Source organism: Humitalea sp. 24SJ18S-53, assembly GCF_050632385.1.
GTDB lineage: Bacteria > Pseudomonadota > Alphaproteobacteria > Acetobacterales > Acetobacteraceae > Humitalea.
Genome location: NZ_CP192599.1, coordinates 3,968,092 through 3,990,492 on the forward strand (window position 1 = coordinate 3,968,092; position 22,401 = coordinate 3,990,492).

Sequence of the window (22,401 nt, forward strand, 5' to 3'; positions counted from 1 at the left end):
GGAAAAATGCAACCGATTGCACAACCTGTTGCCCAGGCCCGCTCGTGATAGGCTGCCGCCATGGACCAGACCGACCCGGCCCCGCCCCGGCCGACCATCGCCGATGTCGCACGCGCCGCCGGGGTGCATGCCTCCACCGTGTCACGCGCGCTGGACCCCGCCGCCCGGCACCGCATCAGCGAGGCCGTGGCGACGCGGGTGGCCGAGGCCGCGGCGCGGCTGGGCTACCATCCCTCCGCCCTCGCGGCCGGGCTGCGATCGGGCAAGAGCCGCACCGTGGGCGTCATCGTCCCCGACCTGACCAACCCGGTCTTCCCGCCGATCGTGGAGGCCATCGAGCGCAGCCTGTCCGCCGCGGGCTACGTCACCCTGCTGGCCAATACCGCCGGCGACAGCGAGCGGGAGGCCCTGGTCGTCGAACGCCTGGCGGCGCAGGGGGCGGATGGCGTCATCCTGGCCTCGGCCGCGCGCGGCAGCACGGCCGTGGCCCTGTGCCGGTCGCGCCACATGCCGGTCGTGCTGGTGAACCGCCGCCTGCCGCCCGGCGAAAAAGGCGATGTGCCGTCGGTCGTGTCCGATGATGCCGAGGGGTTGCGCGCCGCCGTCGCCCATCTGGCGGGGCTGGGGCATCACCGGATCGGCCATTTGGGCGGCCCGCCCGGCACGGCGACCGCGACCGACCGCCTGCGCGGCTTCCGCGCCGGCATCAAGGCCGCGGGGCTGGCCGAGGCGATCGGCCCCATCGTGCAGGCCGAGGCCTATTCCCGCGCCGCCGGCAAAACCGCCATGCAGGAGATCCTGCGCACCGGCCCCTGCACCGCCGTCGCCACCGCCAACGACCTGCTGGCCATGGGCGCCTATGACGCGTTGGAGGAAGCGGGGCTGACGGTGCCGGGCGATATCTCGATCACCGGCTTCAACGACATGCCGCTGATGGACCGCGTCGCGCCGCCGCTGACCACCGTGCGCATCCAGCACGCGGCGATGGGGCAGGAAGCCGCGGCGCTGATGCTGCGCCAATTGGCGGGACTGCCGCCAGGGCCGAACTTGCGGCTGGCGGCGGAATTGGTGGTGCGCGGATCGACCGCGCCGCCGCGACTGCGCGCGACCTAGGCCCGATCAGCGCGTGCGGTCGCGCCAGGCCATGCGCGTCAACAAGCCCAGGGCGGCGCCGTAGTAGTCGTCCGCGGCCGCGACGATGCTACCCGGCGGTACCTCCCCCCGCGTGACCAACCCCGCCACCGCCGCGATCCCCGCCGTCGCGGCATAGGGCGACACCGCATCGGTCACGAGGTCCGTCCAGGCCGGCAATTCGCGATGCCGCGGGTCGGACCAGAAGGCGGCGGCCGCCCTACACGCCGGTTCATCGCCCAGCCCGGCCCACGCCAGGTACAGCGGCACCCTGACGGCATCATAGGAAAACCGCGGCGGCCAGGCGTGCGGCAAGGACAGCCCGCCATCCCGGCGCGACACCGCCAGCCAATCGGGCGGCAAGCCCCAGCGACCAAACCGCGCCGCCCGCAGCAGCGCCAGCCCATCGGCGACCAGCGGGATCCAGCGCGGATCCGGCAGCGCCCCCGCCAGCACCCGCAACCCGGGAAAGGCGTAGTAGGAGGGGTTGAGGACCACAAAGCCCTCACGCTCGAACCCCCGCGCGCCGGGCAGCAGCACGGTCAGGGCCCCTGTGCGGCGCACCAGCAGCCGCAGGATGTCGCGGGCGATGTCGATGCCCTGGGCGGTCAGGCGCGGATCGCCCCAGCGCCGCCCGGCCTCGATCAGGCTGGCGCCGATGAAGATGTCGCCGTCCGAGGCATTGTTGGTGTCCTCGACCCCCAGGCCGGGGCGGAATTTCCAGGCTGTCAGGTGGTCGCCCGGCCGGCGCAGCTCCGTCCGGGTCCAGCGCAGGATACGGTCGAAGGCGTCGCGATCGTCGCTGCGCATGGCGGCCAGCAACGCCCAGCCCTGGCCCTCGGAATGCGAGATGCCGCCATTGCCGGTATCGACCACGCGGCCGTCGGGGGCCAGGAAGCGGGTCTTGAACAGCGCCCATTCGTCATGAGTCCAGGCGCCGGCCCCAGCCGCCGCGCCCAGCACGAACGCCCGGCGCCGGATCTGCCCGCCCGGCGTATGCGGCATGCGGGCGTTCCTTCTGCGGCTGGCGCAGCCATGGCCCCACGGCAGTTTCGCCCCGGTTAACGCGCCCCGTCAGCGGACCGGCGGCGGCGCCGGCGCCGCGGCATCGCCGCCGCCAAAAATCCCGCGCAGAAAGCCCGGTGTCAGCGCCGCCAGCGGGTTCACGCTGACCTGCGGATCGTCCATCGGGCCGGTCATCCGCCAAGTCGCCGCGAACAAGCCGCCGCCCGTCTCCGGGCTGAACAGCCGGCCCAGCAGCGGAATGTTCCCCAGCAGCGAATTGATCATATAGGCCGGCACGACCGTGCCCTGCGCGTCGATCGTCCGCCGCCGCCGATCCACCCGCCCCCGCGCCGTCACCCCCAGCGAGGAGGAAAACGCCCGCGCATCGGTCAGCACCAGCGACGTGCCATCGTAGCTGAAGGGCGCGACCATCCGGTCGAAATGCAGCCCGGCGCCGCGCAGGGCATCGAACAGCCCGAACAAGGTCATCGCCTGCAACAACTTCCCCAGGCCCGGCGCACCGCGCACGGCGAAATCATTCATGTCGGCGGAACCGACGAAGGGCCCAGCGCCCTCACCCAGCGGCCAGTTGCCGTTGACCGTCAGCCGCCCGCCCTCCAGGTAGTCCATCACATCCAGCGCATGCAGCAATTCGCCCGCGTTTTCCGAGGTCAGGGCGACCTGGCGGCTGCGCCCCTCTGGCGTCACAGCCACGGTGAAGCCGCCCGGTGCGCCTGACCCCTGGGCCGGCGGCACGCCCCCGGTCAGCCGCGCCCGCGTCACCGCACCGCTGCCGTCGAAGGACAGGCTGCCCGCCAAGCCGGTCAGCCGCCGCCCCCGGCTCAGCGCCACCTGGTCCAACCGCAGGTCCAGCACGACAGGCGGTCGCGTGCCGGCCGAGGGCGGCGGCACCGCCACGGGGGCCGCCCCCGCCGGCGGGCTGTGCAGCATCGGCGCCGCGTCCAGCACGCTGCCCGCCACGGTCAGCCGCCAGGGCTGGCCTACACCTGACGGCGGCCGCATCTCACCCGACAGGCGGTTCGCGCCCAATTGCGCCTCGGTGATCTCAAGCCGGTCCAGCCGCGATGCGCGGCCGAACACCGCTCGGCCGCGCACCGATATCCCGGGCCCCGACACGCGCAGCCCCTCGACCGCGCTCAGGGCATTCGCCGTCAGGATCAGGTTGGCTTCCAACGCCGCGGCATCGCCGGCGGGCTTGATCCAGCCGATCGGCTCCACGAACAGCACCGCGTCGCGCAGGTCGCCGCGCACCGCGACCCGGCCGCCGCCATCCCGGCGCCGTTCGGTCTGCACCACCAGCGCGATGGGGCCAGAGGCGAAATCCGTCACGTCCATCCCGGTCACGCCGACCTGGCGCGCATCGGGCCGCACCTCGACCCTTTCCCGCGCCACGATCTGCGACGCGGGGCCGGCGCGGAAATCCATCTCCACCTGCGCCCGCACCGGCATCTCGGCAAAGGTCGCGGTGCCGGTGAGCCGCAGGCTGGCCGGGTCCACCACCAGGTCGAAGGTGCCGCGGTCGAAGCCCTGGCCGAATAGCACATCGGCCAGCCTGGCCTGGGTCAGCCGGGCCGTGGCGCGAATGTCCAGCCGTTCCATCGGCAGGTCGCCCAGCAAGGGGAAGCCGACCGTCAGCCGTGCATCCGCGGTGCCACCCGGTGATTTCAGGTCCAGCGGCTGGCGGGTGAACAGCCCAAGCCGTGGGTGCTTGATCAAGGTGACCACATCGGCGACCGGACCCAGGACACGGGCCTCGATCGCCGCGCGCTCCTCGACGCCGCCGAGGTCGGTCAGGCGCACGGTCACGTCGCGCACGTCCAGCGCCGTGCCCGCCTGCCGCGCGCGCGCCTGCACCACGATCTCGCGCAGGCCGAAGGTGATGGTACCGCTGGCGGCCTCCGCCGGGGGGATCGGCCGCAGCCAATGGATCCTGGCATCGCTGAAGGGCAGCGTGCCATTCACCGCCGTCACGCCCGGGCTGGCCGCCCCTTCCGCCCAGGCGCCCTCGATGTGCCAGCGTCCGCCGGTCGCCGTGCCGGCCACCACGTTTTCCACCACCCACCAGCGGGCGCCCTCGACCACGCCCGGTGGCCAATAGGCGGACAGGTCGCCCATGTTCAGCCGGTCCAGCCCCAGGTCCAGGCTGCCGTTCCAGCCGCCGCCCTCGCGCCAGACGCGCCCGCTGGCGGTCAGGGTCGGCGCCCGCACCTCCGCACCACCCCCTTCGCGCGGGATCGCGCCCAGCCGGACGGCGGCGGTGGTCAGCACGATCGCCTGCGCCTGGCCGGCGGCATCGATGGTGCCGTCGATCCGCGCGCTGGCACTGGCCAGCATCAGGCTTTGCGGCATGCCCTCCGCATCCACCCCGGCCACGACCCGGCCCCGGCCGATGCTGGTGGCGATGCCATAGGCGATGCCCGTCGCCTCGGTCGCCTGCATGGTCAGGCGCAGCGCGATGGTGGCGTCCAGCACGCGCGGGGGGGGCAGCCAGCCGGCGGCGGCGGCGGCCTCCATGAAGGCGGGCGAGACCTCCGCCAGGTCGACCCATCCCGTCGCGCGCAACGGTTGCCCGGCGGCGGTCGCCGCCAGCTTCGCCACCGTCCGTGCCGCGCCGATGCCGAAGGTCGCGCTGCCTTCGAGTGCCAGGCCGCCGGCCGGGCCGCGCCTGGCGGTCAGGGCGATGGCGCCGGCCTGGGCGAGCGTCGCACCCGCCGCATCGCGCAGCTCCACCCGCCCGCCGGTCATGCGCAGGCGTTGCAGGGCGTCGAGCGGCGTCGGCGTCTTGGGGTCGAGCACCGCCGACAGCAGGCGCCATACGTCGGCCGGCGTGGTCGGCGCCGGGGCACCGCCGGATGGCGACACCCCCGCGGCGGAGCCGCCTTCCAAGACCCCCACATCATCCCCGCGCAGCATCAGCACCGGGCCTTCAAGGTCCAGCGCGCTGACCGCGACCTGGCCCCGCAGCAGCCAGGGCAGCGACACGGCGATATCGGCGGCCGGCACCTGCGCGATCACCTGCCCTTCGGCGTTGCCAAGGCTCAGCCCGGTCGCGCGCAGGGCCAGCGGCGACAGGTGCCCGTCGCGGAACCCGGCCCAGGCCAGGCTGACCCCCGCCAATTCCACCCGCAAGGTGCCGGTGCGGCCATCCAGTGCCTCACGCAGCCCCTCGGTCACCCAGGGCAGTTCCAGCGGGCCATCGTTCAGCCGCCAGGCCAGCCCGCCAATCGCCAGCCCCAGCAGGATCGCCGAGGCCATCGCCAGCCGTATCGCGGCGCCACAGACCGTGGCCAGCGACACCGTGACCCGCCAGCAGCCGCGCCCCACCCCGCGCCCAATCACCGCCGCGACCCGTCGGCCGGAGCCGCCCGGCGGAGGCGGCGCTTGACCGGCACCCCCGGTCACGGCTTGCCTGCGTGCGAATGAGCCCGTCCGAACCCAGCCTGCCCGCCCCGCTGCCCACGCAACGCGCCGTGCCGCGCGATGCCGCGACCCTGCCACGCCCCTTCGATGCCGAAGCGGGCCAGCGCCTGGTCGATGCCTTCGGCGCCTGCCAGCCCGAAGCCGCACCGCGGGGTGCCGACCTGCTGGCCGCGATCGGCGGGCACAGCCCGTACCTGACCGACCTGGCCCTTCGCGAACACGCGATCCTGGCCACCATGCTGGTGCGTGGCCCCGATGCGGCCTTCGCCACCCTGCTGTCCCCCCTGGCCCGGGCGGCGCCCGACAGCGCCACGGCCGCGATCGGCGGGCTGCTGCGCCAGGCCAAGCGGCAAGGCGCGCTGGTGATCGCGGCGGCGGACATCGCCGGGCTCTGGCCGCTGGACCGCATCACCGGGGCCTTGTCGGACCTGGCCGAGGCGACCCTGGGCTGCGCCACCCGCCACCTGCTGCACGCGGCGCATGCGCGCGGGGAATTGAAGCGCCCCAAGCGCGATGGCCGGGGCGACGGGCTGATCGTGCTGGGCATGGGCAAGCTGGGCGCGCGGGAGCTGAACTATTCCTCCGACATCGACCTGATCCTGCTGTTCGACGGCACCGCCGCGAACGACCCGGACCAGGCCCAGGCGATCTTCGTGCGAATCGCGCGCGACCTGGTGCGGCTGATGGAGGAACGCACCGAGGGCGGCTACGTCTTCCGCACCGACCTGCGGCTGCGGCCGGACCCGGGGGCGACGCCGCTGGCCGTCGGGCTGTCGGCGGCGATTTCCTACTACGAGAGCATGGGGCAGAACTGGGAACGCGCGGCCATGATCAAGGCGCGCCCGGTGGCCGGCGACCGCGCCGCGGGCGATGGTTTCCTGCGCGAGATCCGGCCCTTTGTTTGGCGGCGCTACCTGGATTTCGCGATGATCGCCGATATCGGCACCATCAAGCGGCAGATCCACACCAGCAAATCGGCGCGCGGCGCGGGGCGTGAGGTCGCGGTCGCGGGGCATGACATCAAGCTCGGCCGTGGCGGCATCCGGGAAATCGAATTCACCGCTCAGGCGCTGCAACTGATCTGGGGCGGGCGCGACCCGGGCCTGCGCGACCCCACGACGCTCGGCGCGCTGTCGGTCCTGGCGGCGGCCGGGCGCATCGGCCGCCGCGCGGCCGCCGACCTTGCCGATGCCTATGTGTTCCTGCGCACGCTCGAACATCGGCTTCAGATGATCGCGGACCGGCAAACGCATCGCCTGCCCGAGGATCCGGTCGCACTCGCCAACGTGGCCTCCTTTATGGGTTTTTCCGACACGGGCCCGGCGGATGCCGAACACGCAGGCACCGCCGCCTTTGCCGCGACGCTCACCGGCCATCTGCGACGCGTCGAGAAACATTATGCCGGGCTGTTCGAACATCTGCCAGCGCTGACCGCCGATCCCACCGCGGGGGACCGACCGCAGGTCACGCAGACGATCGCCCAGACCCTGGTCTTCACCGGCCCCGACGAACATGCCGCGACGCTTGAGGCCCTGGCCGAGATGGGCTTCGCCGATCCGCGATCGGTCGCGGGGCTGGTGCGGTCCTGGCTGCATGGCCGCCCGCGCGCGACCCGCAGCGACCGGGCGCGGGAATTGCTGGCCGGGCTGCTGCCGGCGCTGCTGACCGCCTTCGCCAACCAATCCGGCCCGGATGCGGCGCTGGCGCGCTTCGATGCCGTGCTGAACCGGCTGCCGGCCGGGGTGCAGGCGCTGTCGCTGCTGGCGCAGAACCTGCCGCTGCTGGACCGCCTGGCCTTCCTGCTGGCCGCCGCCCCGGCCCTGGCCGACCATTTGGCGTCCCACCCCGCGGTGCTGGAAGGATTGCTCTACGGCAGTTCGACCGAGGCCGAGGCGGGCGCCACCGGCCAGCCGAACGGCCCCAGCGCCATCGCCTGCCTGCCCGCCCTGGTGCGCGACGCCCGCCACCTGGAGGAAGCGCTGGACCTGACCCGCCGCCTGGCGGTGCAGCGCCGCGCCGAAATCGACGCCGCGGCGCTGGAGGGCGTGTTGTCCGCCGATGCCGCCGGCCTGGCCCGCAGCGAGTTGGCCGATACCGCCGTCACCGCCCTGCTGCCCGCGATCGCCGCCGATTTCGCGACCCGGTATGGCAAGGTGAAGGGCGGCGCCATGACGGTGGTGGCGCTGGGCAAGCTGGGCGGGCGGGAGATGCTGCCGGCCTCCGACCTCGACCTCGTCCTGATCTACGATCATGACGCGGCGGCGGAGGCATCGACCGGCGGGCCGCGATCATTGCCGGCGGCGACGTATTTCTCACGCCTGGCGCAGTCGCTGGTCTCGGCCCTGACCGCGCCGGGGGCCGAGGGGCGGCTGTATGAGGTGGACATGCGGCTGCGGCCTTCGGGCAGCAAGGGCCCGGTCGCGGTGCGGCTGGCCGCCTTCCAGGCCTATCACGCCGACAATGCCTGGACCTGGGAACGCATGGCGATGACCCGCGCCCGCGTGGTCGCCGGCCCCGCCGCGCATCGCCGCCGCGTGACCGAGGCGCTGCGCGCCAGCCTGCTGCGCCCGGTGCCGGCCGCGGTGGTGCTGGGCGATGCGGCGTCGATGCGCGCGCGGCTGCTGCGCGAATTGCCGCCCGGGAGCCTCTGGGACGTCAAGGGCACGCCCGGCGGGTTGATCGAGGTCGAGTTCATCGCCCAGGCCCTGCAACTGGTCCATGCCAAGGCGATGCCCCAGGTGCTGCGGACCACGACGCGGGAGGCGCTGGCGGCACTCGGCAAGGCCGGCGTGCTGCCCGAGGCCCCGGCGCTGATCGCCGCCGAGGCGCTGTGGCGCACCATCCTGAGCGTGCTGCGCCTGTCGGTCGGGCGCGGCGGGCGCGATAGCGACCTGCCTGGCCCGACGGCCGCGGCGCTGATCCATGCCGCGGCGCCGTTCTGCACAAGCCCACCGGTTGACCAGGCGGGGTTGCGCCAGCAAATGGCATTGGCGGCCGACACGGTGCGCGCGGCCTTCCTGCGCCACATCGGCCCCTTGCCCGAAACACCGGGCAAGCTTTTGGGGGGCACAGCAAAATGACGGCACTTGCGGTTGGCGACACGGCGCCGGATTTTTCCATGACGGCGACCAGCGGCACGGTCAGCCTGGCGGGGCTGCGCGGCAAACCCTTCCTGCTGTATTTCTATCCGAAGGCGGATACGCCCGGCTGCACCAAGCAGGCCTGCGGCATCCAGGAAGCGCTGCCCGCCCTTGGCAAGATCGGGCTGACGGTCATCGGCGTGTCGCCCGACGCGATGCCGCCCATCGAAAAATTCGCGGCCAAATACAAACTGACCTTCCCGCTCGCGTCGGACGCGGACCAAGCCGTCGCGACGGCCTATGGCACCTGGGTCGAGAAGAGCATGTACGGCAGGACCTACATGGGGATGGAACGCTCATCCTTCCTCGTGGGCGCGGACGGGCGGATCAAGGCGATCTGGCGCAAGGTGAAGCCGGAGGCGCATGCGGCCCAGGTGAAGGAAGCGGCCGAGGCGCTATAGGCCTCACCCCTTCGGCCACAGCCCCATCAGCGCCGCGGTCAGCGCCGAGGGATCATAGGGCTTGGCCAGCACCGGCACCCCGGCATGGCCCGGCGGCATCCCGTCGACGCCATAGCCGGTCGCGACCACGAAGGGCACGCCCGCCGCCGCCAGCGCATCGGCGACCGGGCTGCTCGACACCCCATCCAGGTTGAGGTCGAGCACCGCCGCATCCGGCCGGTCGCGCACCAGCGACGCCAGTGCCTCGTTCACGCTGCGGACCGGGCCGATCACCTCGGCCCCGGCGTCGATCAGCGCATCCTCGACCAGCATGGCGACCAGCGCCTCATCCTCCACCACCAGCACGCGGCGCCCGCGAAGGGAGGAGGGCGAGTTCGTGCAACCGGGGTAAGGCATCACGGGGTCAGTCCTTTTTCGGGCGAGAAGCTTGGCGGAGGCACCTGTCTGTCATCCGCCGGCCGGTGCCCTGGCTGTCCGTCGTCTGGCCCGGACTCCCCGGCCGATTCGTCATCATCCGCCACATGCAGCGCCTCCGCCAGATCGCCTGCTTCAGACAGCGGGCCATCGCGCGACAGCCCATCCGCCGGCGCGGCATCGGATGGCGGATGGAAGATGATGGTGGCGACAACACCGGCCGGTGCGTAGTCCAGCTTGACGGAAGCGCCCTCACCCAATTCGCCCGCCAGCCCCCGTTCCAGCAAGCGCGTGCCGAAGCCGCGCCGCGTCGGCGGTTGCACCGCCGGCCCGCCCGTCTCCCGCCACCGCAGCCGGATGGCACCGCCTTCGGTCCGGGTCCATTGCACCGACACGCGCCCCTCGGCCACCGAAAGCCCGCCGTGCTTGGCGGCATTGGTCGCCAGTTCGTGCAGCCCGAGCGCCAGCCCCAGCGCCTGCTTCGGGGCCAGCCAGGCCCCCGGCCCGGCGAAGGCGACACGCGGCGTCTCATTCGCGCGCCCCGGCAGCCAGGGGCCGAGCGCCGAGCGCACCGTCTCGCGCAAGGTTGCCCCCTGCCAGGTGGTCGCGGTCAGCAGGTCATGCGCCCGCGACAGCGCCAGGATCCGTGCCTGCAGGTCGATCACGAAGCGCACCATCGGCGTGCTGGCGCCCGCGGCCGCGCCAAGTGGCGGGTCGGCGATGTTGTCGGCCATCAGATGGCCGCGGGCGGTCTGCAACGACAGCGAATGCACCGTCGCCAGCGTGTTCTTCACCCGGTGGTTCAATTCGCCGATCAACAGGCGCTGGCGCGCCTCGGCCGCCTTGGCCTCGGTCACGTCGCGCGCGATGCCACCCCGCGCGTAGGGCGTGCCGAAGGCATCGGCGATCGGGAAGGTGCGGTCGCGGATCCAGCGTTCCTGGCCATCGACCCGCAGCACGCGGTATTCCAACTCGCTGCTGCCCGCGGCGACCTCCGCGCCATGCGCCTCGATCACGCGGTCCCGGTCCTCCGAGTGGATCAGCCGGGTCCATAGGCCGGGATCGGCCACCAGGTCGGCGCAGGCCGCGCCCCATATGCGCTCGAAGGCGGGGCTGACGTATTCGACCCGGGCGCCGGCGGCCTCGGTGATCCACAGCACGTCGGGGCTGGCGCTGCCGAAGCGGCGGAAGCGTTCTTCCGACACGGCGAAGGCATTGGCATGGGCGACCGCCTCGGCCCGCGCATTGGCTTCGGCCAGGACCTGGATCTGCAAGGCCTCGCGCGCCGCGATCAGGTCGGTCACATCGGTCGCGGCGCCGATCCAGCGCCGTACCGCGCCCTCCGGCCCCCGCGCCGGCAGGGCGCGGGCGGAGAACCAGCGCCAGGAGCCATCCGATCCGCGCAAGCGATATTCAGCGGCGAAGGACCGCCCGGCGGCGAGCGCGCTGATCCAGGCGGTGCGGACCGCCGGCTGGTCCTCCGGGTGCAGCACGGGGCTGCCGGGCAGGCTGGCCTCATGCGCCGGGCGGCCGGTGAATTCGGTGAAGCGCGGGTTCACGTAGTCGACGCTGCCATCCGGCCGCGCCGACCAGACGATCTGCGGCACCGCCTCGGCCAGGGTGCGGAAGCGCAATTCGCTTTCGCGCAAGGCTTCCGCCGCGCGGCGTTCGATCGCGACATCGGTGACCGCCATCACCGCACCCGACATGCGCCCCTGCGCATCGCGGATCGGGGCGGCCGAGGCGCGTAGCCAGGTCGTGGTGCCATCGCGCCGCCGGTACAGCATTTCGCGCGATGCGGCGGCGCCGCTGGCCAGGGTCTGGCCGAGCGGCGTTTCGGTCGGCGCCAGCCGCCGGCCGTCGGGCTGGAAGGTGTCCCAGACCGTGTCGGGCGTCAGTTCGCCCAGGGATTCGACGGACTGGCCCAGCACCTCCTCCAGCCGCTTGTTGCCGAAGACGATGCGGCCGGAGGGTGCCTCGGCCAGCATCACGCCGAGCGGGATGTGGTCCAGCACGGCGCGCAGCCGCGCCTCGCTTTCGCGCAGCGCCTGTTCGATCGCGCGTTGCGCGCCGGCGTCGCGGCAGAAGATGGTCAGCCCGCCATCGCCGCTCGGGTAGGCATCGGCGGACAGCCAAAGCCCCAGCGCGTCGTGCCAGGCGGTCACGTGCTGCGGCGCCTGCAGTTCCTGCGCGGCGCGATAGGTCAGCCCGAAGATGCCGGTGTCGCAACCGGGAAATTTGTCGAACAGGTTCTGCCCGAGGATGCTGCGGTCAGCCTCACCCAGCATCGCGGCGGCGCGCCCGTTCAGCCAGCCGATGCGGAAATCGGCATCGATGCCGAGGACGGAATCGGTGGTGCTTTCCAGCACGACGCCAAGCCGGGTGGCGAGGCTGCGCACCTCCTCCTCCCGCACCATGAAGCGGTCCGCGGCGGCGCGCATCGCGGCCTGGGCCGCGGCGAGTTCGGCGACACGCGGCCCCCGCGCCCGGCCGGTCGCCACCGCCCCGCCGGTCGCCTGGCCCAGCCCCGCCGCATCCTGGGACAGGCGGCGCAGCGGGCGGCCAATCAGCATGTCGGCGACCTGGCTGCCGCCGATCACCGCCAGCAGCACAAGCACGGCACCGCCGAAGCCGACCGGCAGCAAGGCCGCGCGAAAGGCATCATCGACCAGGGCCACGGGCAGCGCCACGACCACCACCCAGGGGGCGGATTCCAGCCGCTGCCAGGCGGCATGCACCGGTTCGCCCCGCTGGTTCAGCAGCGCGGCCTTGCCGCGGCTGCCCGATGTTGGGCCGAACAGCGAGTCCTGCATGCCGGCGCGCACACGTTCGCCGAACGATCCGGACGGGTCCGGAATGCGTGCCAGGACGACACCCTCGCGGTCGACGATGCTGGCGCTCCAGCCCTCGGGCGGCCGCGCCGCGCGCAGCACCGTCGACCAGAAGCCAATGCCGTCGGCGATGGCGCCGAGCGCCAGCCGCCCCGGCGCCGAGGTCGGCACCGCCACCAGCGTTTCCGCAGACCCCCCCGACGCGCGGCGGAACACGCCGCTGACCTGGGTGGTGCCGGACAGGGCGGCGGCGATCAGCGCCGCCTGCGCGGTCGGCGGCAGCGACGCCAAGTCATCATGGGCCGCGGTATCGGGGGCCGTGGTATCGGGGGCCGTGGCATCGGGTGCCTGGGCATTGGCGGGAACCGAATTGGCGGCGGGCGCATCCGCCCCCCGGGGCGGGGCGCTGGCGGCCAGGATCCGCCCCGTCGCATCGGCGACGACCAGCCGCGCGCCAACGTTCGGCGCCGGCTGCGGCATCGCCGCGGGCCCGAACGCCACCAGCGCCGCGGGCCGGCTTTCGCGGCCGGCCAGGGAGAGCAGCGCCGCACGCTGGTCCATCAGCGCGCCATCCACCGCCAGCGCGCCGCGCCGTGCCGCATCGCCGGCCGCATCGACCAGGGCTGCGATATCGCGCTCCGCCGCGATCCAGGCGGTCACGGCGGCCAGCGCCCAGAGCGGCAGCACCGCCACGAAAACGAGGCACGCGACAATGCGCCGGAACGGCCAGCCCGGCCGGCCTGGCCGATTGCCTGCGCCGGACGTCATCCCAAGGTTCGTCACCCCGCGGTCGCCTGCTGCCGCCATCCTGATCCCGCTCCGGTGCCGCGGCACACTAGGGCCTGATGGCCACGGGCGAACAGCACAGCGTTGTCGCCGGCCGGTTTTCGGCACTCGTCCCGCCGGTGGCAAGAGCCAAGACCCGTTCCGGCGGCACAACACGCGGGGTTGATCGGCGCAGATGATACCAGGCGTTGACCCCCCCGGCCGGTCCCGGCCAGTCTCCGTCCCGGCGCGCTGCGGCCTGGTTAACCGGTTGCACAGCGGCCCGGGGGCATCTTCGCGCAAGAAGCAAGGAACCCCACGCCGATGACCTCAAGCCGCCATGTGTCGAAGCCCCTCCGGTCGATTCTGCGCGCAGCGACGCTGCTTGCCGCACTGCCGGCCGCAGCCTTCGCGCAGGACACCGCCGGGCCGAAGTCGATCAACACCGGTGGCGCCCAGGGCGCCTACCACAGCGTGTTCTGCCCGCCGCTGCCGCCGGCCCTGTCGCGCGCCTATTTCAACAACTACACCTGCACCACATCCCGCGGCACGCTGGAGAATATCGAGCGCGTGATGGCCACCCCGAGCGCCATCGGCTTCGCCCAACTGGACGTCTATGCTCGCGAGGCCGCCCGCCGCACGGCCGATTTCCAGCGCCTGACGGTCATCCGCCGCGACATCGCCTGCGAAGGGCTGTGGATGGTCACCAAGAACGAACGCCTGCAGAACTACGGTGACGTGCAGGGTTTTGCCCGACGCATCCATTTCATCCTGCCGCCATTGGGGTCCGGCTCGGCCGCCTCCTTCGCCTTCCTGCGGGAGAATGACAATGAGGGCCTGGGCCGCGTGCCGGATGGCAATATCCGCCACGTCGCCGACGCGACCGAGGTGATCCGCGCCGTCGCTGCCAGCACCGATGGCGCGGTCGGCTTCTTCGTGCAATTCGCCGACCCGACCAATGCCAATATCCGCCTGCTGGTGGAACAGAACTTGCGCATCGTGCCGGTCGTCAGCCGCGAGATCATGCGCAGCCGCGTCGATGGCGAGGCCGTCTACCAGGTGCAGGAATTCGCCCTGACCGAGGGCGGCTTCCTGGGCATCGGCGGTCGGGCACGCAACGCCACCACGGCCTGCACCCCGGTCGCGATCTTCACCGGCAACCCCGATGCGGTGCCGGCCGGCAATGCCCGCGACGACCAGCGCGACCTTGTGCTGCGCGTCCGCGAGACGCCGGCGGCGCAGTTGTTGCCATCGCAGGGCGGCATCGCGCGCATCCTGTCGGGCGCGCGGCGGATGTCGCAAACGGCCGTGCAGGGCATGGAACACGCCGCCGAGGCCGCCAAGCAGGCGGCGCAGCGCGCGACGAACTGATCAGCCGCGCGGCAGGCCGGCGATGGCGGCGGGTTCCGGCCCGCCCGCCATCCAGTCCAGCAATTCCACCGTATGCACGGTCGGCAGGGCGCCGCCGCCGATCTGCGTCAGGCAGCCGATATTGCCCGCCGCCACCAGATCGGCCCCTGTGCGTTCCAGGTTCGCGCGCTTGCGGGCCTGCAATTGCCCGGCGATCTCCGGCTGCATCAGATTATAGGTGCCGGCGCTGCCGCAGCAGATATGGCCCTCCGCCGGTTCCTTCACGCGGAAGCCGGCGGTGACCAGCAGCTTCTTCGGCTCGGCAGTGATCTTCTGGCCGTGCTGCAGGGAGCAGGCGGAATGATAGGCGACCGTCAGATCGGGTTTCTGGCGCGTGGGCGCGTAGCCGAAGCCCGTCAGCACTTCCGAGATATCGCGCGCCAGCGCCGAGACCCGCGCCGCGCGTGATTTCCACGGCTCCGCTTCCTCGCGGAACATGAAGCCGTAGTCCTTGACCGTGGTGCCGCAGCCGGAGGCATTGACCACGATCGCATCGAGCCCCTCGCCTTCGATCTCGGCGGTCCAGGTTTCGATATTGGCGCGTGCGGCGGCCATGGCCGCGTCGTGCTGGCCCATGTGGTGGGTCAGCGCGCCACAGCAGCCGGCGCCCTGGGGGACGACCACCTCCGCCCCCATCCGCGTCAGCAGCCGGATCGTCGCCTCGTTGATGCTGGGCGCCAGCACCTGCTGCGCGCAGCCGGCGAGAAGTGCGACGCGGGCGCGGCGGGTGCCGATGGCGGGATGCACGCCGGGGCGTTCGATGGCCGATCGTGCCGGGGTTTTTGCTGGCGCCAGCGCCAGCATCGCCCGCAGACGCTGCGCCGTCATCGAGGCACCTGGCACGAAGCGGCCAAAGGGCCGTGCGACCCTGGCCCCGAACAGCGCCAGGCGGAACCGCCCCGGATGCGGCAGCAGGAAGCCCAGCGTCCGGCGCAGCATCCGTTCCGGCCAGGGCCGGACGTAGCTTTCCTCGATATAGCGCCGGGCGTGATCGACCAGGTGCATGTAGTTCACGCCCGATGGGCAGGTCGTCATGCAGGACAGGCAGGACAGGCAGCGGTCGACGTGCTTGACCACCTCCTCGGTCGCGGGTTCGCCGCGTTCCAGCATGTCCTTGATCAGGTAGATGCGGCCGCGCGGTGAATCCAGCTCATCGCCCAGCAGCAGGAAGGTGGGGCAGGTCGCGGTGCACATGCCGCAATGCACGCAGGTCCGCAGGATGGTGTTGCTGTCCCGCGTGTCGGGATCGCGCAACTGCGCATCGGTGAAGGACGTCTGCATGCGCGCCTGGCTCCCAGCCCCCGATTCAGGAGGATCGCGTCAGGTGTCCGACGCTTCCGGCGTGAAGGTCAAGGCGGCGCCATTCAGGCAATAGCGCTGCCCGGTCGGCGGCGGCCCGTCCGGAAAGACATGCCCCAGGTGCCCGCCGCAATCGGCGCAATGCACCTCCGTCCGCGTCATGAACAGCGACCGGTCGGTGGTGGTGGCGACCGCCCCGGGGATGGGGTCGAAGAAGGACGGCCAGCCGGTGCCGCTTTCGAACTTCGTGTCGGCGGTGAACAGCGGCTTGCCGCAGCCGGCGCAGTGGAAGGCGCCGGGGCGCTTTTCCGCATTGAACGGGCTGCTGCCGGGGCGTTCGGTGCCATGGCCGCGCAGCACGCGGAAGGCCTCCGGCGGCAGCTTGTCGCGCCATTCCGCGTCGGAATGCGTGACCGGGTAGGTCTGGGGGTCGGGCTTCTTGGCGCCGAAAAGGGACATGTGGGCTTCCTCCTATGCGGCCATCAGATGGGCGTAGCCCTTGCGGGCCTTGGCGACCTTGGGCGCGACCACCGCCATGCAGTAGCCCGACCAGGGGTTGTGGGTGAAATAATCCTGGTGCTCAGGCTCGGCCTCCCAGAACTTTTCCACCGGCAGAAGTTGCGTCACCACAGGGCGGCCCCACAGACGCTCGGCCTCGGTCATCGCGGCGCGCGCTTCGGCTTCCTGGGCCGCGTCGTGGAAGTAGATCACGCTGCGGTATTGCGGCCCGACGTCATTGCCCTGGCGGTCCTGCGTGGTCGGGTCATGGATGGTGAAGAACACCTTCAGGATATCGGCATAGGACACCACCGCCGGGTCGAAGCGCAGTTGGACCACCTCGGCATGGCCGGTCTGCTTGCCGCAGACGGCTTCATAGCTCGGGTTGTCCACGTGCCCGCCGGCATAGCCGCAGCGGCTTTCGGCGATGCCTTTCATTTTCAGGTAGACGGCGTCGAGGCACCAGAAGCACCCGCCGCCCAAAGTCGCGACTTGCAGTTCCGACATGGCATCATCCCCATTGCGTTGGCGCGACATATGGGGACCCGGCGGCAAGTTGCCAGCAAGCCCCCCCGATTGCATCGCCGCCACCGGCCGGTTACGCCAGAGACATGACCCTGACCTTCCCCGCTCCCGGCCCCCTCCCCCGCACCGCCGCCGATTTCCCCGCCGCCGTGGCGCTGGCCGAGGCGCATGAAACCTTCTTCCCGCGCGACCTGCGGGCGCATCTGGAGGCGGGGTATTTCGAACCAGCGCCCGACAACGCCATCATCGGCCCCGTCGCCGCGCGCGGCGCACCGAACGGGCTGGTCCTGCGCGACGGCCAGGTGGTCGCGGCCTGGGGTGATACGCGCCAGGTGGACATGACCTTCTCGGTCGCCAAATCCTATTTGTCGCTGCTGGCCGGGATCGCGGTCGGCGACGGGCTGATCGCCGACCTGGACCAGCCCGTGGCCGCGACCGTGGCCGACCCCGCCTTCGCCGGGCCGCACAATGGCCAGGTCACCTGGCGGATGCTGCTGAGCCAGACCAGCGAATGGGAAGGCAGCCTGTTCGGCAAGAGCGAGACCATCGACCGCGGCCGCGACCTGTCGCGTGAAGGCAAGGGCAAGGGCCGCGACCGCGTGCTCGCCACCCCCGGCACGCATTGGGAATACAATGACGTGCGGGTGAACGCGCTGTCGCTGGCGTTGCTGCACCGCTTCGGCCGCCCGTTGCCGGAGGTTTTTGCCGAACGGATCATGGCCCCCATCGGCGGCAGCAGCGACTGGGTCTGGGATGGCTATAACACATCCTGGGTCACCATCGCCGGCACCCGCCTGCACAGCGTGCCGGGCGGCGGCCATTGGGGCGGCGGCGTGCGGATGCATGCCGAGGACCAGGCCCGCATCGGGCTGCTGATGCTGGCCGATGGCGTCTGGAACGGGCGGCGGGTCCTGCCGGAGGGCTGGGTCGCTGCCTCCACCACCCCCATCCCCCTGAACCCGGACTACGGTCTGCTGTGGTGGTTGAACGCGAACGGGCGTTTCCCGGGTGCGTCGCGTCGCGGCTACAACGCGGCCGGGGCGGGCGGCAACATCATCTGGGTCGATCCGGACCAGGGCATCGTCGTGGTCGCGCGCTGGCTGCATCCGGATGCGACGGCCCGCGTCCTGGCGGCGGTGGCGGCATGACCCTCGTCCTCGATACCCACGTCGACTTCCCCTGGCCGACCACGCCGGACCCCGCCGGCGACACCACCCGCCAGGTGGATTTCCCGAAAATGACGCGTGGCGGCATGGGGGCGGTCGTGCTGATCGCCTATGTCGCGCAAGGCAAGCGCGACGCCGAATCCCGCGCCGCGGCCCGTGCCCGCGCCGATGGCATGCTGGCCCGCATCGCCGCCGATGCACAAAACCCCGTCGGCCCCGCCCGCCGCTTCTGCCGCACCGCCGATGAGATGGAAGCGGCCCATGCCGCCGGCGCCCTGGCCATCCTGGCCGGTGTCGAGAACGGCCACGCCATGGGCGGCGAGTTGGCGGCCCTGGCCGCCTTCCGCGACGCCGGGGCGATCTACATGACCCTGACCCATGACGGGCACAACGACCTGGCCGATGCCGCCCGTCCCCGCCCAACCCTGGGCGACGGGCCGGAGGAACATGGCGGCCTGTCCGATTTCGGCCGCGCCGCGATCGTCGAGATGAACCGCGTGGGCCTGCTGGTCGATGTCTCCCACGCCAGCAAGCCGGCGATGCTGCAGGCGGCGAAGCTCAGCCGCACGCCGGTCGTCGCGACCCACACGGCCTGCCGTGCGCTGGTGGATCATCCGCGCAACCTCGACGACGAACAGTTGGATGCGCTGCGCGCCGTCGGCGGACTCTGCCAGATCACCGCCGTCGGCGCCTTCCTGCGCGCGGGGGCCGAGGCATCGATGGTCGACTACCTGGACCACGTCGAACACAGCGTCCGGCGCATCGGCATCGACCACACCGGCCTGTCGTCGGATTTCGATGGCGGCGGCGGCTTCATCGGCTGGAAGGATGCGAGCCAGACGGCGGCCGTCACCGCCGGCCTCGCCACACGGGGTTTTTCCGCGCGGGAAATCGGGCTGCTGTGGTCGGGGAATTTTCTGCGGGTGATGCGGGCGGTGGAGAAGGCTGCCCTTTAAGCGAAGGTCTCGTCCAGCCAGTCCAGCACCCGCCTGTTCAGCAGCGACCGGTTCATCATCTCGCAATGCGCGCCGGCGCCTTCGCTCGCGCTGAAGCGCAGCAGCGTCTTCGGACAGCGCAATGCATCGAGGAAGGAACCCGCGCCCGCGGCCAGGCCGTCGTTCTCGGCCTGGGTCACCAGGGTCGGGCATGTGATGCGCTCGATGTGGCCGTTCATCGTGAACAACTCGGTCGAGGCAAGGTAGTCGCGCAGATTGTCCACGCCATGGGTCCAGAAGCCGCGCTGGATCACCTTCCAGGTGAGGGATCGGTTGCCGCGGATAAAGGCGTCGAGCTTTGCCAGGATCGCGCCATCCAACTGGCCCATGTCCCTGACCGCTTCGGCGGGGACGCCAAACTTGGTCACAAGCATCTGGCGAAACCCCTCCGCGATGCCCCATGACCCGGGATCAGCGACAAGCGCCGCGATGCGCGGTTCGCCCGAGGCACCACGGGGGGCGAGGTAGCCGCCGAGGCTCCAGCCGCTAAGGGCGATCCTCGCGGGATCGACCATCGGTTCGGTGACGGCGAAATCCACCACCGCGCGGATCACCGTCTCCCAATCGGCGCGAAAGGGAATGCCCTGCTCGTAGAGCATCGCACCCTGGCCAGGCCCATCGAACAGCAGGCTGTGATAGCCCCGCTTCGATGCCGCGATGGCGGACGCAAAATACATGTCGGTGATGGTGCCGTCATAGCCGTTGGTGTTGATGATCAACGGCCGCACCTGACCGGCAAAACCCTCGGCCGGGATGAAGTAGGCCGGCATGGCCAGGTCGCCAAAGGGGATCGTGATCGGCCGCACCGGCTCCGGCCCAAGCGCCAGGCCGGCATCCAGGGCCGCCACCTGCTTGCGAAAGGCAGCGACCAGGCGCGGGTCCACCGGGGCGCCGTAGATCGGGTGCAGGGAGGCGCCGTAGAACACGCTGGCCCGGAGATAGAACTCCCGCGCGCTGGCCAGATGGCCCTTGGCGCGCGTGGCATCGGCTTCGGCGACCAACCTGTCGGCGGCGGCAACCCAGGCGTCGTGGAAGGCGCCGTCGTCTCCGTCGCCGACGGCATCGGCGACGGCTTTCACCTCACCGAAGTCAGCACCGCCGTAGGGGATATAGGCCAGTGGCCAGGTGCCGAATTCGTCGTGGAATTCGTCCCTGAACAGGCCGGCCATGGCTACGCCGCCTTGGCTTGCCGCCGCGCGGCGGTCAGGACGAATTCGGTGTAGCCGTTCGGCTGCGCCGCCCCCGAGAAGATCAGGTCGCGCGCCGCCTTGAACGCCACGCCATCGAACCCCGGTGCCATCGGCGTATAGGCCGCGTCATCGGCGTTCTGCCGGTCCACCACCGCCGCCATCCGACGCAAGGTTTCATCCACCTGGGCCGGGGTGACGATGCCATGGCGCAGCCAGTTGGCGATGTGCTGAGCGCTGATGCGCAGGGTCGCGCGGTCTTCCATGAGCCCGACATCATGGATGTCCGGCACCTTGGAACAGCCTACGCCCTGGTCCACCCAGCGCACGACGTAGCCCAAAATGCCCTGGGCGTTGTTATCCAGTTCTTCGCGCACCGCATCGGCCGGCCAGTTGGTGGCGACGGCCAGCGGCACGGTCAGCAGATCGGCCAGCGTGCCGCGACGCCCGCCGGCGGCGATTTCCGCCTGGCGCGCGGCGACATCGACCTGATGGTAATGCAGCGCATGCAGGGTCGCGGCGGTCGGGCTCGGCACCCAGGCGGTGTTCGCGCCGGCACGGGGGTGGCCGATCTTCTGGTCCAGCATCGCGGCCATCGCATCCGGCGCGGCCCACATGCCCTTGCCGATCTGCGCCCGGCCACGCAAGCCGCAGAGCAGGCCGATATCGACGTTCCACTCCTCATAGGCCTTGATCCAGGCCGCGCCCTTCATGTCGCCCTTGCGCAGCACGGCGCCGGCTTCCATCGAGGTGTGGATCTCATCCCCCGTCCGGTCCAGGAAGCCGGTGTTGATGAAGACCACCCGATCCTTCGCGGCGCGAATGCATTCCTTGAGGTTCACGGTGGTGCGGCGTTCCTCGTCCATGATGCCCATTTTCATCGTGTTGGGCGCCATGCCCAGCACGGCCTCGACGCGGGAGAACAGGGTATTGGCCCAGGCGACCTCGGCCGGGCCGTGCATCTTCGGCTTCACGACATACATGTTGCCGGCGCGGGAATTCAGCCGCGGGCCCTTGATGTCATGCAGCGCCATGGCGGCGGTGCACAGGGCGTCGAGGATGGTTTCGGGGATCTCCGCGCCCTTCCAGGTCACGGCATCGGTCATCATGTGGTGCCCGACGTTGCGCACCAGCATGACGGCGCGGCCGGCGAGGGTCATCTCGCCACCACCCACTGCCTGCCATGTGCGATCGGCTTCCAGCCGGCGCGTCATCACGCGGCCGCCCTTGCTGAAATCGGCGCTCAGCGTGCCCTGCATCAGGCCGAGCCAGTTGCGATACAGATCGACCTTGTCGGCGGCATCGACGACCGCGACGCTGTCCTCGCAGTCCTGGATCACGGTCAGCGCGGATTCCAGCCACAGGTCCGACACGCCGGCCGGGTCGGTCGCGCCGATCGGGCTCTTGCGGTCGAAGCGCAGGTCCAGGTGCAAGCCATTCCGCCGCAGCAGGATCGAGGTCGGCGAGGCCGCATCCCCCGCGAAGCCCACGCATTGCGCGGGGTCGGCCAACGCCACGGTGCTGCCATTGGCCAGCGTGACCTGCAACGCACCATCGACCAGCGCATAACCCACCGCATCGGTGTGGCTGCCGACGGCCAGCGGCGCCGCGTCATCCAAGGCCTTGCGCGCCCGCGCCACGACGCGTGCGCCGCGCACCGGGTTGTAGCCGGCACCCTTCGCCGCACCGCCATCATCGGCGATCGCATCAGTGCCATAGAGCGCATCATACAGGCTGCCCCAGCGCGCATTTGCCGCGTTCAGCGCGTAGCGCGCGTTCGACAGCGGCACGACGAGCTGCGGCCCCGCGGTCTGCGCGATTTCCGCATCCACGCCGGTGGTGGTGATCGAGAAATCCGGGCCTTCCGGCAGCAGGTAGCCAATCTCGCGCAGGAACGCGGTATAGGCCGCCGCATCGACGGGCCGGGCGGGATGGGCGCGGTGCCAGGCGTCGATCTTGCCCTGCAAGGCGTCGCGTTCGGCCAGCAATGCCGCATTGGCGGGGGCCAGTTCGGCCAGGACGGCGGCAAAACCGGCCCAGAAGGCGTCGGGCGCGACGCCGGTGCCCGGCAGGGCTTCCTCGGCCATGAAGCGCGCAAGACCCTGATCGACCTCGATATCGCCGAAACTGACCTTATTCGCCACGATCCACTCTCCGCTTGTTCGCTGGATGCCGCCGGGGCAGGCCCCACCG

The 22,401-nt window shown here is 71.4% G+C and carries 15 protein-coding genes; 6 read left to right on the top strand and 9 right to left on the bottom strand.

Annotated elements, in window-relative coordinates:
* Nucleotides 1–60: 60 nt before the first annotated feature.
* Nucleotides 61–1,113: a LacI family DNA-binding transcriptional regulator gene (locus tag ACQW02_RS18905; protein ID WP_431281461.1), complete on the top strand. Its 1,053-nt coding sequence runs from the start codon at nucleotides 61–63 to the stop codon at nucleotides 1,111–1,113.
* A gap of 6 nt (nucleotides 1,114–1,119) precedes the next feature.
* On the opposite strand, the gene ACQW02_RS18910 is transcribed toward ACQW02_RS18905, so the two are convergent.
* Nucleotides 1,120–2,136, bottom strand: coding sequence for a glycosyl hydrolase family 8 (locus tag ACQW02_RS18910; RefSeq protein ID WP_431281462.1), 1,017 nt, complete (start codon nucleotides 2,134–2,136; stop codon nucleotides 1,120–1,122).
* Nucleotides 2,137–2,205: 69 nt separating this feature from the next.
* Nucleotides 2,206–5,454: an AsmA-like C-terminal region-containing protein gene (locus tag ACQW02_RS18915; RefSeq protein WP_431281463.1), complete on the bottom strand. Its 3,249-nt coding sequence runs from the start codon at nucleotides 5,452–5,454 to the stop codon at nucleotides 2,206–2,208.
* 122 nt (nucleotides 5,455–5,576) lie between these two features.
* Here ACQW02_RS18915 and ACQW02_RS18920 point away from each other — a divergent pair, with 122 nt between their 5' ends.
* Together ACQW02_RS18920 and bcp are read left to right on the top strand one after the other, a co-directional pair.
* Nucleotides 5,577–8,657: a bifunctional [glutamine synthetase] adenylyltransferase/[glutamine synthetase]-adenylyl-L-tyrosine phosphorylase gene (locus ACQW02_RS18920; protein WP_431281464.1), complete on the top strand. Its 3,081-nt coding sequence runs from the start codon at nucleotides 5,577–5,579 to the stop codon at nucleotides 8,655–8,657.
* A complete protein-coding gene (gene bcp / locus ACQW02_RS18925; protein WP_431281465.1) occupies nucleotides 8,654–9,118 on the top strand; it encodes a thioredoxin-dependent thiol peroxidase in 465 nt (154 codons plus the stop codon). The genes ACQW02_RS18920 and bcp overlap by 4 nt, the downstream gene beginning before the upstream one ends.
* Nucleotides 9,119–9,121: 3 nt before the next feature.
* Here bcp and ACQW02_RS18930 read toward each other — a convergent pair whose 3' ends face one another.
* Together ACQW02_RS18930 and ACQW02_RS18935 are read right to left on the bottom strand one after the other, a co-directional pair.
* Nucleotides 9,122–9,514 (bottom strand): response regulator, encoded by a 393-nt coding sequence (locus tag ACQW02_RS18930; protein ID WP_431281466.1) that lies wholly within the window; start codon nucleotides 9,512–9,514, stop codon nucleotides 9,122–9,124.
* Entirely contained in the window at nucleotides 9,514–13,131 is a 3,618-nt protein-coding gene (locus tag ACQW02_RS18935) for a PAS domain-containing protein (protein WP_431281467.1), read from the bottom strand. Before ACQW02_RS18935 ends, ACQW02_RS18930 begins: the two co-directional genes overlap by 1 nt.
* A 321-nt stretch (nucleotides 13,132–13,452) precedes the next feature.
* Between ACQW02_RS18935 and ACQW02_RS18940 the strand changes: the two genes are divergently transcribed.
* Nucleotides 13,453–14,499 carry a hypothetical protein gene (locus ACQW02_RS18940; RefSeq protein ID WP_431281468.1) on the top strand — a complete coding sequence of 349 codons (1,047 nt, stop codon included), beginning with the start codon at nucleotides 13,453–13,455 and terminating at the stop codon, nucleotides 14,497–14,499.
* On the opposite strand, the gene glcF is transcribed toward ACQW02_RS18940, so the two are convergent.
* The 3 genes from glcF to msrA are packed head-to-tail and all read right to left on the bottom strand — an operon-like array spanning nucleotide 14,500 to nucleotide 16,833.
* Entirely contained in the window at nucleotides 14,500–15,819 is a 1,320-nt protein-coding gene (glcF, locus tag ACQW02_RS18945) for a glycolate oxidase subunit GlcF (RefSeq protein ID WP_431281469.1), read from the bottom strand.
* A 39-nt stretch (nucleotides 15,820–15,858) separates the two neighbouring features.
* The gene (gene msrB, locus ACQW02_RS18950; RefSeq protein ID WP_431281470.1) at nucleotides 15,859–16,296 is read right to left on the bottom strand and encodes a peptide-methionine (R)-S-oxide reductase MsrB; all 438 of its coding nucleotides are present in this window, start codon (nucleotides 16,294–16,296) and stop codon (nucleotides 15,859–15,861) included.
* 12 nt (nucleotides 16,297–16,308) lie between these two features.
* Complete coding sequence (msrA, locus tag ACQW02_RS18955) at nucleotides 16,309–16,833, bottom strand: peptide-methionine (S)-S-oxide reductase MsrA (RefSeq protein WP_431285929.1); 525 nt, start codon at nucleotides 16,831–16,833, stop codon at nucleotides 16,309–16,311.
* 113 nt (nucleotides 16,834–16,946) lie between these two features.
* On the opposite strand from msrA, the gene ACQW02_RS18960 reads away from it, so the two are divergent.
* Nucleotides 16,947–18,008, top strand: coding sequence for a serine hydrolase domain-containing protein (locus tag ACQW02_RS18960; protein WP_431281471.1), 1,062 nt, complete (start codon nucleotides 16,947–16,949; stop codon nucleotides 18,006–18,008).
* Nucleotides 18,005–18,982, top strand: a complete 978-nt coding sequence (locus ACQW02_RS18965) for a dipeptidase (protein ID WP_431281472.1) — start codon at nucleotides 18,005–18,007, stop codon at nucleotides 18,980–18,982. Before ACQW02_RS18960 ends, ACQW02_RS18965 begins: the two co-directional genes overlap by 4 nt.
* Here the strand turns inward: ACQW02_RS18965 and ACQW02_RS18970 are convergent.
* Nucleotides 18,979–20,190, bottom strand: a complete 1,212-nt coding sequence (locus ACQW02_RS18970; RefSeq protein WP_431281473.1) for an alpha/beta hydrolase family protein — start codon at nucleotides 20,188–20,190, stop codon at nucleotides 18,979–18,981. The genes ACQW02_RS18965 and ACQW02_RS18970 overlap by 4 nt on opposite strands.
* A 2-nt stretch (nucleotides 20,191–20,192) precedes the next feature.
* Entirely contained in the window at nucleotides 20,193–22,295 is a 2,103-nt protein-coding gene (locus ACQW02_RS18975; RefSeq protein ID WP_431285930.1) for a malate synthase G, read from the bottom strand.
* Between the last annotated feature and the right edge of the window lie 106 nt (nucleotides 22,296–22,401).